Here is a 12625-nt window from a genome sequence, read left to right on the forward strand (position 1 = left end):
GGCTGAAGGCCGGACATTTCCGTCCGCACAAAAACACAGGGGCGGCCCATCGGACCGCCCCTGCCCCTCCACAAACGATAATCCGGATCAGCTCGCCAGCGTAAGGCCGGGCTGTTTGCCTTCGCCCTGAGCAGGCGCACCCTGGTTGGCCTTGGGCTGCGCCTTGGCACGCAGCGGGGCGAAGCGGCCATCGACCGAAGCCCCCTGCTCGATGGTCAGCGTGTCGTAACTGACATCGCCTTCGATCTGGGCGCTTTTCAGCACCACCAGGCTGCGCACTTCGATGGTGCCCTTCACCTCGCCCGACAGGCGGGCGCTCTCGGCCTTGATTTCGCCTTCGACGCGGCTGCTTTCGCCCTGCACCAGGCTGGCGCAGGCGATATTGCCGACTACCGTGCCATCGACATGCAGGTCGACCGATGCCTCGATATCACCGCGAATGGTGACATCGGCGCCGATGACGGAGAAGGTGCTGCCGGAATTAGCCATCGATCTGGCTTTCGCCGGTGCCTGGGGCGAATTCTGCTCGGACTTGCTCGAGAACATGGGGGGCTGTCTCCAGGAAGGGCCGTGGGTTCACGGCCCGATTGTTGATACGCACCTCGAAATGCAGGTGCGGGCCGGTGGAGCGACCGGTGCTGCCGATGGCGCCGATAACGTCCCCGGCGGTGACGGTTTCGCCGACCTGCGCGTTGAAACGCGACATGTGGGCATAGCGGGTGACAAGGCCAGCGCCGTGATCGACTTCGACAACCTTGCCGTAGCCGCCTTTCACACCGACGAAAGCCACGCGGCCATCTGCGGCGGCATGGATGGGTGAGCCCATCGGCGCGCGGAAATCGAGGCCCGAATGCATGGCGGCGGTGCCACGGAACGGGTCACGGCGGTAACCGAAACCCGAGGAAATCGAATTGAGATCGGCAGGCATGACCTGCGGGATCTGGTTCAGGCCACGCTCCAGCGCGCTCATGCGCGCAAGGCTCAGGCCAAGGCGTTCGAAACGCGGATCGAGGGTGCCATCGCTTTCGGAAGAAAGGCTTTCCAGGGGACCACCCATGGCGCTTTCGTTGGCCCGCTCCATCGCGCGCGGATCGAGACCGAGCTGGCGGATGGCTTCCTCGGCACGTGCAGCGCGGCGGTCCGCATAGCGGGTCAGCCGCTCGGCAAAGGCGAGCTGGCGTGCCTCCATCCGCGCGATTCCTTCCGCTTCGGGGAAGACGTTGCGGATCATGCTGATCAGGTTCTCGCTCTCGGCGGCGGAATCGGTGACGGTGTCGCCGCCCTCGGCCATGACGTCCTCGGGCAGCATTTCGACGATACCGTCGAGCAGTTCCTGCCGCGCCTCGAGATCCGCCACGGTAGCGGCGATATCGTCCGAATAGGCGGAGAAGCGATCTTCTGCCGTGGCGACCTGGGCTTCTCGCTCCAGAAGCGACGCACGTTCCGTGCTGGCCTGCCACTGGCTGACGGCCATGACGCCCATCGATACGACCCAGCCGAGCGTGACGGCGGCGACCGTTCCAGCTGCAGCCATCTGCATCCGCGTGGTAATGGTAAGGAAGCGCACCTGACCCTGCGAGCGCATGAAAAATTCGCGCTCCGGAAACCGCGTGCGCAGGCGGTCGATAAATCCGCCCGTCGATGTTTTTGTCAAAACGACCCCGTCCGTCCGCTTATTTTTGTGTGACGCAAGCGATACCGATGACGCGCGTGAGGTCGAGTGCGAACGTTAACCTTTGGGGCGAAATGAACCGATCGCGCGGTGAAACGTTGGGTATGTGAGAAAAAAATGTGCCAGGCCGGGAACAATTTGCCCGATCGGGGTTTGCGAGCCGCTCTCCCTCTTCGCCGATTCGCCCTGACAGGCACACCCACACATGTTAGAAGGCGCGCCATGACTACAGACACGCTAGAAAAAACCGATTTCACCCAACTCATTGAAGATCTTGCGAAAAAGGGCCGGGCTGCGCAGCGCAAGCTGGCCCGCGCCAGCGATGCCGAAAAGGCCGCCGGTCTGCGCGCCGCCGCGAAGGCCATTCGCACCGATTCGGACAGCATCCTCGAGGCGAACGCCAAGGACATGGCGGCCGGCGAGGAGCGCGGCCTGACCGGTGCCATGCTCGACCGGCTGAAGCTGGACGAGGACCGCTTGGAAGCGATCGCCGGCGCCATCGAGAACGTGGCCGGCCTGCCCGATCCGGTCGGAGAAGTGATCGACAGCCGCAGCTCGCCTTCGGGCTTCGGGCTGGAGCGGGTGCGCATTCCCATCGGCCTTATCGGCATCATCTACGAAAGCCGCCCCAACGTCACCGCCGATGCGGCAGCATTGTGCCTGCGTTCGGGCAACGCCGCCCTGCTGCGCGGAGGCAGCGAAGCGATCCATTCCAACCGCGCGTTGCACGCCGCCTTTGCAAAGGGGCTGGACGAGGCAGGCCTGCCTTCCGAGGCCATCCAGCTGATGCCCACGCAGGACCGTGAGGCCGTTGGCGCCATGCTCAAGGCAGCAGGCCTGATCGACATGATCGTGCCACGCGGCGGCAAGGGGCTGGTCGCCCGCGTCCAGCAGGATGCGCGCGTGCCCGTGCTCGCCCACCTCGACGGTATTTGCCACACCTTTATCCATGCCGATGCGAAGCCCGACATGGCGCGCGAAATTGCCGTGAACGCGAAAATGCGCCGCACCGGCATCTGCGGAGCCATGGAAACATTGCTGATCGATTCGCACTTTGGCGAGGGCGAGAAAGTGCTCGCCGCGATTGCCGATGCAGGCTGCGAACTGCGCGGTGACGAGCGCGCACAGCAGCTCGATTCCCGCGTGAAACCCGCCGATGCGGAGGACTGGGACACCGAGTATCTCGATGCCATCCTGTCGGTCGCCGTGGTGGACGATATCGACGAGGCGATGGAACACATCGCCGCCCATTCGTCGGGTCACACCGAGGCGATCATCACCGACAACGACGAAGCTGCACAGCGTTTCCTCGCCGAGGTCGACAGTGCCATCGTGATGCACAATGCCTCCACCCAGTTCGCCGACGGCGGCGAGTTCGGGCTGGGAGCGGAAATCGGTATCGCAACCGGTCGCCTGCATGCGCGCGGACCGGTAGCCCTCGAGGGGCTCACCACCTACAAGTGGCAGGTGAAGGGTTCGGGCCAGGCCCGGCCGTAACGCCGACGCGAGGGAGACGAAAGCTGCCGTGAAGCGAGGTCCGATCACCGGCCTGCTGGGCGGCAGCTTCAATCCCGCCCACCTGGGGCATCGCCGCATAACCCTTTTCGCCCAGGCCGCGCTCGGTCTGGACGAGGTGTGGTGGCTGGTGTCGCCCGGAAATCCGCTCAAGCCGAAAAAAGGCATGGCGCCGCTTTCGGCGCGTGTTCGTTCGGCGAAGGCGGCAAGCAGGCGGGCCCCGATCAAGGTGACGGCAATAGAGCGGGAGCTCGGCACGCGGTACACCGTCGATACGCTGCGCGCGCTCAAGCGGCGCTATCCGCACCGCCGGTTCGTGTGGCTGATGGGCTCGGACAATCTCGCGCAATTCCACAGGTGGCGAAACTGGCGACAGATCGCACGGGAAATGCCCATTGCCGTTATCGCCCGCCCGGGGTATGATCACGCTGCTGTTGCGAGCCCCGCAATGGCCTGGCTGCGAGATCACCGGTTATCTCCAGCCCGATTACGCAACCGGGGCGAATGGAGCGCACCCGCGCTGATAGAGCTGCGTTTCGATCCCGATCCGCGTTCGGCCACACAAATACGCCGGGCGGATCCTGACTGGGCGGAAGACCATGCCGGTCCCCCGCCACGGGACGAAGTGACGCATTCCCTTATCCATGACGGGCATACGGGGGCAGACGCGTGAGGCGTCCGGCCCTTTACGCTGCCTGCATTCACCCCATATACGGAGCATGACCTTTCGCGATGAGCCAAGCCAACACAGGAGCGCCTGTGCGTTCCGCCGACACCGGCAGACGCCCCGCAACAGCCACCATCCTATCCATGCCTGATCTTGAAACCACCATTCACGCCGAACCCGGCTCGATCCATGCACTGATCCTCGAACAGCTCGATGACGATCAGGCGCAGGACATCGTCTCCATTCCGCTCGAAGGCAAAAGCTCGATCGCCGATCATATGATCGTCGCCTCGGGCCGTTCGACCCGGCAGGTCGCCGCAATGGCGAACAAGCTGGCCGTGAAGCTGAAAGAAGCCGGTGAGCCGAGCCCGCGTATCGAAGGCCTGCCGACTGCCGACTGGGTGCTGATCGATGCGGGCGACGTTGTCGTCCACCTGTTCCGCCCCGAAGTGCGCAGCTTCTACAACCTGGAACGGATGTGGGGCTTCGGCGAGGACGGTCAGACGCGGCAGATGGGATCGGCCTGACTGCGCTCCTCCCGTAACAGGGAGGGGCTTTGTTAGCGACGGAAGGCTTTGCAGCATGAGTCCTGAAGCCAGGTATCGCGCTGCCAATCGCGCCATGTGGGCCGCCTGGGGCCTGTTTTTCGGCTTGCTGGTCTACAGCAGCATATTCGGACCCGTCCGGATGTCGCGCGATCCTGTGTTCACCGTCGCCTTCATAGCCCTTGTGGTTATGATCCCACTCGAAATTGCGCTGGCGTCTTACGCTTACAAGACCGTGCTTTGCGGAAAGTGCAAGCATCGGTTCTTCGATCGCATGTTCGTGCTGTTCCCGATCAAGTTCGGTTGCGCCAAGTGCGATGCCTCGATCGAGGATGCATTTCTCGTGGCGAAGGAGGGTTAGATCCTCCTGCACGTCATCGCCCGTGGCAAGATCGCCCGCTCTCCCGAAGAAGAGCTGGTCGAGCGCTATGCGAAGCGCATCCAGTGGCCGCTGAAGTTCACCGAACTGCCCGAAACCGGCGGGCGCATTCCCGAACCGCAGTCTCCTTTCAGGACCGTGCTTCTCGACGAGCGCGGCGAGAACCTCGGCTCCGAGGAATTTGCCCATATCCTTGAGCGCTGGCGCGACGATGGCATGCGCGAGTGCCGGTTCGTGATCGGCGCGGCTGACGGGCATTCGAAGCAGGAACGCGAAGACGCCGACCTTCTGATCTCCTTCGGCAAGGCCACCTGGCCGCACCTGCTGGCCCGCGCCATGCTGGCCGAACAGCTTTTCCGCGCCACCAGCATCCTTGCGGGGCATCCGTATCATCGGGCAGGATAGGCCCGCCATGCACCGCGCCATTCTCCTCCTTGGCTCCATCGCCTTTTGTGCCGCGGCGGCCTTTGCCCAGCGCGCGCCTGTAAGCCAGAGTCCGGAGGACATGCGCGCCGCCCTTGCCGAGGCCCTGGCCGAGCGCGAGAACGCGGAGGCGCGCAGCCAGCGGTTCGAGGAAGAGGCGCAGGAGGCTGAGGACGCTGCCGAGCGTGCCGCCCGCGAAGCCGCCGCGCTTGCCGCACGCGTGCAACAGGCAGAGGCCGGTATCACCGCCGCCCGCGCCCGCATCGCGATGATCGACCGCGAACAGGGCAACCTGCGCGAGGAACTGGGCCGCGAGCAGCAGCCCGTGGTGGAACTCACCGCCGCGCTCCAGCAATTCACGCGCCGTCCGCTGGCACTCTCGATCATGCGGCCCGGTTCCGTGAAGGATGTCGTGTACCTGCGCGCCATGTTGCACAATACCGTGCCGGAGGTGCAGGCGGGGACACGGGAACTACGCAACCGCATCGACCGATCCCGTGAACTGCGGCGCGAGGCCGTGGCGGCCGCGCAGGTGCTGCAGGCCGAGGAAGCGGCTCTTGCCGAACGCCGCGAGCAGCTGGCGGACATCGAGACGCGCCAGCGCCTTGCCGCGCGCGCTGCTGGCGGGGCTGCCAGCCGGGAGACGGACCGCGTACTGGCACTGGCAGAAGAAGCGCGCGATCTTGACGGACTGGTTACGGAACTCGATCGCGCTGCCGCCCTGCGCCAGCGCCTCGCGGCGTTACCGGGTCCGCGCCTGCGGCCTGCACGGCCGGAAGAGGCCAAAACTGCCGGCGGATCAAGCGCCCTGCCTTCGCAGGCTGATAGGCAAGGCGATGCGCCGCGCCCGTATATGCTGCCGGTATCCGGCAGGACGCTCCTCGGTTTCGGAGCGCCGACTGGCTCCGGCCTCAGCCGCGGGCTGACGCTCGCACCTACTGGCGGCGCACAGGTGGTCGCACCTGCTGCCGGGCGGGTTGCCTTTGCCGGGCCGTACCGCGGCTATGGCAGCATCGTGATCGTCGAACACGGCAACGGCTGGACGAGCCTCATCACCGGCCTGGCCCGCAGCGACGCCGAAGTGGGCGAGAGTGTACAGGCCGGGGCCCCGCTCGGCGTGGCCGCTCCGACGGATCCCAATGTCACGCTGGAATTGCGCCGCGATGGCGAACCGGTGAATCCGCTGCTTCGCCTCGACTGATTGTCCCCGCCCGGGTCAGCCAATCCCTCATCTGGCGTTAAGGCCCTCCATGCGATAGAGACATGGCTGGGACTCCCTCCTTGCCGAGGACGAAAGAAATATGAAGTTTGCACCCGCCATCCGCGCTGCCGCGCTCTGCACGGCTGTCGCGCTCGTGCCTGCCACCACCGCCGCTATCGCGCAGGTGGAAGGCCGGGCCTCCCCGGAATTCGCCAAGCTGTTCGCCACTTACCAGCGGATCAAGGCGAGCTACGTGGAACCGGTGGAAGACGAGGTGCTGATTCGCGGTGCGATCGACGGCATGCTGGCCGCGCTTGATCCGCATTCCGCCTATCTCGACGGGACGGCGCTGGAGCGTCTGACCACCATGATGGACGGCAACTACCAGGGTCTTGGCATTTCGGTGCAGATGGAAGAGGGCGCGGTGAAAGTCATCTCGCCGTTCCGTGGCAGCCCCGCAGAGGGCGCTGGAATCAAGGCTGGCGACTACATCACCCATATCAACGGCGATCTTATCTACGGCCTGGAACTTAACGATGCCGTGGCGCAGATGCGCGGGCCTGCCGGTACCGATATCGAAGTGACGATCTTCCGCCCGGGGCGCGAGGACAGCTTCGAAGTGACCGTGACGCGCGGCGTTATCGAGCTGGAGCCGGTGACCTGGGAATTGATGGACGGCAATATCGGCCACATCAGCGTCAACGAATTTTCCGCCGACGTGGGTGCCGACGTACGCCGTGGGCTTCGCGAATTGCAGGAACAGGCCACCGGTCGCCTTGGCGGTCTGGTGCTGGACCTGCGCCGCAATCCGGGCGGTTCGCTTGACGAGGCGGTGGCGCTGTCAGACCTGTTCCTCACCGACGGGCAGATCGTTTCGCAGCGCGGCCGCTCGCGGCGCGAGACCATCTATTACGACGCCGAAACCGTCTATCGCGGCGATGCCGCAGCGGGCCTGCCGATCATCGTGCTGATCGACGAGGGCTCTGCATCGGCTAGCGAGATCGTGGCGGGTGCCTTGCAGGACCATCGCCGCGCGCTGGTGATGGGCGAGCGCAGCTTCGGCAAGGGCAGCGTGCAGACGCTGTTGCCGCTGTCGCGCGATTCGGCGCTGAAGCTGACGACGGCGCGTTACTACACCCCTGCCGGGCGCAGCGTGCAGGAAGGCGGGATCGAACCCGATATCCGCGTGCCCCAGCTCTCCGACCCGGATGCCGAGCGCAGGCAGCGCCTGGCCTTGCGCGAAAGTGACCTTCGCGGTCACCTGGTGGGCGAGATCGGCGTGGAGGACGAGAACCTGGAGCGCGACCGCCTCGACGATCCGCGCTTCCAGCTGACCGCCGCCGAACTGGAGGAGCAGGGCATCGACGACTTCCAGCTGGATTACGCCGTGCGCACCTTGCGCCGCACCTCGGGCGTCAACGTGGCCGCGCGCGGAGAAGGTCCGGAGCGGCGCTGAGCGGGCCAACTCAGGCTTTAACATGCTTTCGACAAGCGCGAGGTGAGCCGCTAGAAGCAGCGCGATGAGCACTCCGCTTCTTCCTTCCGACCGTCTCGCCCAGCGCCTGGCGCTGGCGATGCCCGCCATCCTGCTCGCCGGGGCATATATCTCGCAATACGGTTTTGGCCTGTTTCCTTGCGAGATGTGCTGGTGGCAGCGCTATCCGCATTTCGTCGCGGTGGCGCTGGGGCTGGTTTCCTATGTCGCCCCGCCCCGCCGTGCATGGATCGCTCTTGCCGCGCTTGCCATTGCGGTTTCCGGTGCGATCGGGGCGTTCCATGCGGGCGTGGAATACGGCTGGTGGGAAAGCCCGCTCGGCTGCACGGCGTCGGACCCGCTGTCGCTCAATTTCGTGCGCTGTGACGAGCCGGCCTGGACGTTGCTGGGTATTTCGCTTGCGGGATACAACGCGCTCCTTTCGCTTGGCAGCGCAGTCGCCATATGGATGCTGTTGCTCGCCAGAGACAAGACCGCTGCGGAGAAGACTGCATGACCGACCCTATCAAGAGAGACCGTTCCGAGATGATCCGCGTCGACCAGGCGGGTGAATTCGGCGCGACGCGCATCTACGCAGGCCAGCTGGCGGTAATGGGCGATCGCGGACCTCATTCGGCAGAGATCCGTGGCATGGCCGAGCAGGAAGCCGGCCACCGGGCCGAATTCGACGCGCTGATGGCGAAGCGCGGTGTACGCCCTACCATCCTTCAGCCGTTCTGGAATGTGGCAGGCTATGCGCTGGGCGCCGGCACTGCGCTGCTCGGTCCGGAAGCCGCAATGGCCTGTACCGCCGCAGTAGAGACCGAGATCGACAGGCACTATTCGGCCCAGCTCGACGAACTGGAAGCCGACGGCGACGATCCTGAACTGGCCGACATGATCCAGCGCTTTCGCGAGGACGAGCGTGAGCATCGCGACGCCGCCCTCGATGCGGGTGCGGAACGCGCGCCTGCCTATACGCTGCTGTCGGCCGCGATCCGGCTGGGCTGCCGCGCCGCTATCCGTATTTCGGAAAAGATTTGAAACATCCGCGCTTCATCATGCGTTAAACCGTCAAGGTGCCAATTGCGCCAGACCGTATTTCTCGAGGATCGACCATGAAACGCCTGCTAGCCCTGTCCGCCGCATCCGCCATCGCAATCGGCGTGGGCGCCGCTCCCGCCGCTGCCCAGGAAACCGGCGGCGACAAGGTGAATCAGGTCATCATCTATGGCGACGATGCATGTCCCGAATCGACCGGCGATACCATCACGGTCTGCGCCCGGCTGGACGAAAGCGAACGCTATCGCATTCCGCGCAACCTGCGGACGAGCAGTTCGCCCGAGAACGAAAGCTGGACCCAGCGCGCGCTGGCGCTGGAAGCAGTTGGCGACTTCGGCCCGCTCAGCTGCACGCCCGTGGGCGCAGGGGGCGATCTTGGCTGCACGATGGAAATGATCGAGGCTGCCTACGCGGAACGCGCCAATTCGAGCGACGTGCGCTTTGCCGAACTGATCGCCGAAGAACGCGCCGAGCGCCTTGCCGCCATCGATGCCGACGCTGCCGACACACAGGCGCGGGTCGAGGAACTGGAAGAGGCTGAACTGCAGCGCCGGCGCGAGGCGCAGTCGCAGCCCATCGGCGACGAAGTGGCTGATCCCATCGCGCCGCCCGCGGCAGTGGTCGATCCAGACCGTATTCCCCCGCGCGACCTGCCGCCGCCCAGCTTCGACGATGACGAGGAGCAGGTGCCGCTCGACGCCGCGCCGCCTGCCGAATCGCCCGACTGACTAGGCTAAACCACCCGACTGGTAACGGTCCCCTGTCAGGTCAGCGCGATATCGGGTGCGTCTTCCTGCTTCATGCCGACGACGTGGTAGCCTGCATCGACGTGATGGGTCTCCCCGGTCACGCCGGATGACAGATCGGAACAGAAATACAGCCCGGCACCGCCGACGTCCTCGATTGTGACGTTTCTCCGCAGCGGCGAGTTGAGCTCGTTCCATTTGAGAATGTAGCGGAAGTCGCCGATACCGCTTGCAGCCAGCGTCTTGATCGGCCCGGCGCTGATGGCGTTCACACGGATATTGTCCGGCCCCAGGTCATTGGCAAGGTATTGCACACTGGTTTCCAGTGCCGCCTTCGCAACGCCCATCACGTTGTAGTGCGGCACCACCTTTTCCGCGCCGTAGTAGGTAAGCGTCACGATGGATCCGCCTTCCTTCATCAGCGGCGCGGCGCGCTTGGCGGCGGCGACCAGCGAATAGGCCGAAATGTTCATCGTCATCAGGAAGTTGTCGAGACTGGTATCGACGTACTTTCCGCGCAGTTCGCTCTTGTCGGAAAAGCCGATGGCGTGGACGAGGAAATCCAGCTTCCCCCATTTCGCCTCGATCTGCGCGAAGGCTGTATCCATCGCCTCCATGTCGGACACGTCGCATTCGATCAGAAAGTCGCTGCCAACCTGCTCGGCCAGCGGACCGACGCGCTTCTTCAGCGCCTCTCCCTGATAGGAGAACGCCATGTCCGCGCCCTGCTCGTGCAGCTTCTTCGCGATGCCCCAAGCCAGTGACTTGTCATTGGCGAGCCCCATGATCAGGCCCTTCTTGCCTGTCATCAATCCACTCATCGGGCAATTTCCTCCGTCTTTTCTGCCGTTTCGGCCACTGTGCCTCTTTCCTGCGCCAGTCGGTTCTCCTCCTCCTCGGGCGTTTCCGACAGCGCGGCGTTCAATTCTGCACCGGCCACTATCCCTAAGCCCACCAGCCAGAAAAAGAAAAGCGTGATCATCACGCCTGCCAGCGATCCGTAGGTGAGATCGTAGGCAAAGATGCTGCGCAGGATTGGCGGGAAGGCCAGGGCCACCATGGTCCACCACCCGGTTACCAGCAGGGCGCCGGGCCATTTGCGATAGCGCCCGCCGCGATATTCGTGGGGCGTCAGGGCGACGAAAAGCATCCAGATGGAGAAGAACAGGCCAACCGCCGTCACTATGCGCGAATAGGAGAGGTTGCCGAGGGCATGGCCGAACTGCGGGAAGTTTTCCTGGATCACGTTCTGAGCGGCCGAGATGGTAACCTGCGCCACCAGCGAGACAATCAGCATCAGCACGGCGGCAACAATGATGCCGACGGAACTGATCCGGTACTTCCAGAAAGCCTTCGTCGCACGCGTGCCGTAGGAACGGCGCAGGATATCGCGGATGGTTTCGATCAGGCTGCCGGTGGTCCACAGTCCGAAGAAGGCACCGATCCACAGGAACCAGCCGGTGCGCGCCTCGATCACGGTACGCGCGACAGGTTCGATCACATCGGCGACCGTGGGCGGGAGGGCGCGGACGATCGCAGCGACGGTTGCCAGCCGGTCGCTTTCGCTGCCTATGGCGGAAATGATTGCGGTGGCGGTGATGAAAAAGGGGAAGATCGCCAGCAGCGACATGTAAGCAAGATTGCCCGCGTGGATCGTGCCGTCGTTGAAACAGCCCACCACCACCCTGCGCATGACCTCGATCACGCGGCTGCTGATACCGAGGCGGGTGCGGAAGGACTTCATGTGCCCGCCCGCCAGCACGGTGCGCCGCCGCGCCTCTGGCGAGATATCCGCTGGCTGGACCTCGTCGGGGACCGCGTTCTGGGCTGAGGATTGCTCCATCACCCCGCTTCTAGCAGCGCCAGCCTTGCTGTCGAGCGTGGGGGTGCCAAGTCACTGGAATCAAACGCCTGCCGCCATCACAGGCCCATATGCTCGCGGGGGTTGGAGGTATCTTTCCAGCCGTCCAGCTTGCCGGCGAGATCGGCCACGTCGTCGGGCAGGTGGATTTCCAGGGTCACCAGCTGGTCGCCCCGGCTGGCGTCCTTCTTGCTGAAACCCTTGCCCTTCATGCGCAGCACCTTGCCGGAGCTTGATCCTGCGCCGATGGTGAGCATCACCGGACCATCGACCGTCGGCACTTTCACTTTCGCGCCGTTTACCGCCTCGTCCAGCGTGATCGGCAGTTCCACGCGCACGTCGTCGCCTTCGCGGTAGAAGAACGGGTGTGGCTGGATGTCGATCACCACGATGCCGTCGCCGTTGCCGCCCGGGCCATTGTGACCCTTGCCTTTCAGACGCATGGTCGTGCCGTCTTCCACCCCGGCGGGCAGCGAGAGGTCTATGGTCTTGCCATCGGCCAGCGTGATGCGCTGCTTGGCGCGGGTCGCGGCATCCACGAAAGGTACGGCCAGCTTGTAACGTATGTCCGCACCCTTCTGCGGTGGGGGCGGAGGCGGCCTGCGAAAGCCCTGGGGACCGCCGCCCATGCCGCCCGGTCCGGCACCGCGCGCGCCGCTGCGCTGGTTGCCACGACCGAACAGGCCTTCGAACAGGTCGCCAAGATCGAGGTCTTCGGCCCCGCCAAAGCCCTGGAAATCGCGCGAGGAATAATTGCCGCTGCCACCTGGACGCGCGCCACCGAAGCCACCGCCGCCCATGCCAAAGGGGCTGGTGGGATTGCCGTCGCCGTCGATCTCTCCGCGATCGAACTGGGCGCGTTTGTCCTTGTCGGACAGCAGGTCGTACGCCTGCGTAACCTTGCCGAACCGATCCGCGGCCTGCGGATTGTCCTTGTTACGGTCGGGATGCAGTTCCTTGGCGAGCTTGCGATAGGCGGACTTGATGTCCTTCTCAGTCGCGGAACGGCTCACGCCGAGGGTGGAATAGGGATCAGCCATGGTGTGTTAGCTAGGTAAGGCAATGATATTTGGCAAGCAG

At 64.6% G+C, this 12625-nt stretch carries 15 protein-coding genes; 10 read left to right on the forward strand and 5 right to left on the reverse strand.

Annotated elements, in window-relative coordinates; genetic code table 11:
* Positions 1–87 precede the first annotated feature (87 nt).
* Together D2V07_RS07655 and D2V07_RS07660 are read right to left on the reverse strand one after the other, a co-directional pair.
* Positions 88–489: a bactofilin family protein gene (locus tag D2V07_RS07655; protein WP_119586370.1), complete on the reverse strand. Its 402-nt coding sequence runs from the start codon at positions 487–489 to the stop codon at positions 88–90.
* On the reverse strand, positions 482–1654 hold the full coding sequence (locus tag D2V07_RS07660) for a M23 family metallopeptidase (protein WP_233548298.1): 1173 nt from the start codon (positions 1652–1654) through the stop codon (positions 482–484). The genes D2V07_RS07655 and D2V07_RS07660 overlap by 8 nt, the downstream gene beginning before the upstream one ends.
* A 240-nt stretch (positions 1655–1894) precedes the next feature.
* On the opposite strand from D2V07_RS07660, the gene D2V07_RS07665 reads away from it, so the two are divergent.
* The 10 genes from D2V07_RS07665 to D2V07_RS07710 all read left to right on the forward strand — a co-directional run bounded on the left by D2V07_RS07665 (position 1895) and on the right by D2V07_RS07710 (position 9666).
* Positions 1895–3169 carry a glutamate-5-semialdehyde dehydrogenase gene (locus D2V07_RS07665; RefSeq protein ID WP_119586372.1) on the forward strand — a complete coding sequence of 425 codons (1275 nt, stop codon included), beginning with the start codon at positions 1895–1897 and terminating at the stop codon, positions 3167–3169.
* Positions 3170–3197: 28 nt separating this feature from the next.
* Positions 3198–3860 carry a nicotinate-nucleotide adenylyltransferase gene (locus tag D2V07_RS07670; RefSeq protein WP_119586374.1) on the forward strand — a complete coding sequence of 221 codons (663 nt, stop codon included), beginning with the start codon at positions 3198–3200 and terminating at the stop codon, positions 3858–3860.
* 137 nt (positions 3861–3997) lie between these two features.
* Positions 3998–4381, forward strand: a complete 384-nt coding sequence (gene rsfS, locus D2V07_RS07675) for a ribosome silencing factor (protein WP_119586723.1) — start codon at positions 3998–4000, stop codon at positions 4379–4381.
* A 55-nt stretch (positions 4382–4436) separates the two neighbouring features.
* Positions 4437–4760, forward strand: coding sequence for a hypothetical protein (locus D2V07_RS07680; RefSeq protein ID WP_119586376.1), 324 nt, complete (start codon positions 4437–4439; stop codon positions 4758–4760).
* Positions 4761–5183 carry a 23S rRNA (pseudouridine(1915)-N(3))-methyltransferase RlmH gene (locus D2V07_RS07685; RefSeq protein ID WP_119586378.1) on the forward strand — a complete coding sequence of 141 codons (423 nt, stop codon included), beginning with the start codon at positions 4761–4763 and terminating at the stop codon, positions 5181–5183. It begins immediately after the preceding gene.
* A 7-nt stretch (positions 5184–5190) separates the two neighbouring features.
* Positions 5191–6402: a murein hydrolase activator EnvC family protein gene (locus D2V07_RS07690; RefSeq protein ID WP_233548299.1), complete on the forward strand. Its 1212-nt coding sequence runs from the start codon at positions 5191–5193 to the stop codon at positions 6400–6402.
* A 100-nt stretch (positions 6403–6502) separates the two neighbouring features.
* On the forward strand, positions 6503–7858 hold the full coding sequence (locus D2V07_RS07695) for a S41 family peptidase (protein ID WP_119586380.1): 1356 nt from the start codon (positions 6503–6505) through the stop codon (positions 7856–7858).
* A gap of 64 nt (positions 7859–7922) precedes the next feature.
* The gene (locus tag D2V07_RS07700) at positions 7923–8393 is read left to right on the forward strand and encodes a disulfide bond formation protein B (RefSeq protein ID WP_119586382.1); all 471 of its coding nucleotides are present in this window, start codon (positions 7923–7925) and stop codon (positions 8391–8393) included.
* Positions 8390–8920: a demethoxyubiquinone hydroxylase family protein gene (locus D2V07_RS07705; RefSeq protein WP_119586384.1), complete on the forward strand. Its 531-nt coding sequence runs from the start codon at positions 8390–8392 to the stop codon at positions 8918–8920. Before D2V07_RS07700 ends, D2V07_RS07705 begins: the two co-directional genes overlap by 4 nt.
* 74 nt (positions 8921–8994) lie before the next feature.
* Complete coding sequence (locus tag D2V07_RS07710; protein WP_199698749.1) at positions 8995–9666, forward strand: hypothetical protein; 672 nt, start codon at positions 8995–8997, stop codon at positions 9664–9666.
* A 35-nt stretch (positions 9667–9701) separates the two neighbouring features.
* Here the strand turns inward: D2V07_RS07710 and fabI are convergent, their stop codons facing one another.
* The 3 genes from fabI to D2V07_RS07725 form a co-directional block, all read right to left on the reverse strand.
* Complete coding sequence (fabI, locus tag D2V07_RS07715; protein WP_119586386.1) at positions 9702–10505, reverse strand: enoyl-ACP reductase FabI; 804 nt, start codon at positions 10503–10505, stop codon at positions 9702–9704.
* Positions 10502–11527, reverse strand: coding sequence for a YihY/virulence factor BrkB family protein (locus D2V07_RS07720; RefSeq protein ID WP_119586388.1), 1026 nt, complete (start codon positions 11525–11527; stop codon positions 10502–10504). Before D2V07_RS07720 ends, fabI begins: the two co-directional genes overlap by 4 nt.
* A 77-nt stretch (positions 11528–11604) precedes the next feature.
* Positions 11605–12585, reverse strand: coding sequence for a DnaJ C-terminal domain-containing protein (locus tag D2V07_RS07725; RefSeq protein ID WP_119586390.1), 981 nt, complete (start codon positions 12583–12585; stop codon positions 11605–11607).
* Positions 12586–12625 lie beyond the last annotated feature (40 nt).

Origin of the sequence: Aurantiacibacter zhengii (assembly GCF_003584125.1) — a bacterium.
GTDB lineage: Bacteria > Pseudomonadota > Alphaproteobacteria > Sphingomonadales > Sphingomonadaceae > Alteraurantiacibacter > Alteraurantiacibacter zhengii.

Bases quoted from the DNA above. Each gene is read 5' to 3' on its own strand.
- D2V07_RS07700 (WP_119586382.1), top strand. From the start codon at position 7,923: ATGAGCACTCCGCTTCTTCCTTCCGACCGTCTCGCCCAGCGCCTGGCG.
- D2V07_RS07705 (WP_119586384.1), top strand. From the start codon at position 8,390: ATGACCGACCCTATCAAGAGAGACCGTTCCGAGATGATCCGCGTCGAC.
- D2V07_RS07710 (WP_199698749.1), top strand. From the start codon at position 8,995: ATGAAACGCCTGCTAGCCCTGTCCGCCGCATCCGCCATCGCAATCGGC.
- fabI (WP_119586386.1), bottom strand. From the start codon at position 10,505: ATGAGTGGATTGATGACAGGCAAGAAGGGCCTGATCATGGGGCTCGCC.
- D2V07_RS07720 (WP_119586388.1), bottom strand. From the start codon at position 11,527: ATGGAGCAATCCTCAGCCCAGAACGCGGTCCCCGACGAGGTCCAGCCA.
- D2V07_RS07655 (WP_119586370.1), bottom strand. From the start codon at position 489: ATGGCTAATTCCGGCAGCACCTTCTCCGTCATCGGCGCCGATGTCACC.
- D2V07_RS07665 (WP_119586372.1), top strand. From the start codon at position 1,895: ATGACTACAGACACGCTAGAAAAAACCGATTTCACCCAACTCATTGAA.
- rsfS (WP_119586723.1), top strand. From the start codon at position 3,998: ATGCCTGATCTTGAAACCACCATTCACGCCGAACCCGGCTCGATCCAT.
- D2V07_RS07695 (WP_119586380.1), top strand. From the start codon at position 6,503: ATGAAGTTTGCACCCGCCATCCGCGCTGCCGCGCTCTGCACGGCTGTC.
- D2V07_RS07725 (WP_119586390.1), bottom strand. From the start codon at position 12,585: ATGGCTGATCCCTATTCCACCCTCGGCGTGAGCCGTTCCGCGACTGAG.
- D2V07_RS07690 (WP_233548299.1), top strand. From the start codon at position 5,191: ATGCACCGCGCCATTCTCCTCCTTGGCTCCATCGCCTTTTGTGCCGCG.
- D2V07_RS07680 (WP_119586376.1), top strand. From the start codon at position 4,437: ATGAGTCCTGAAGCCAGGTATCGCGCTGCCAATCGCGCCATGTGGGCC.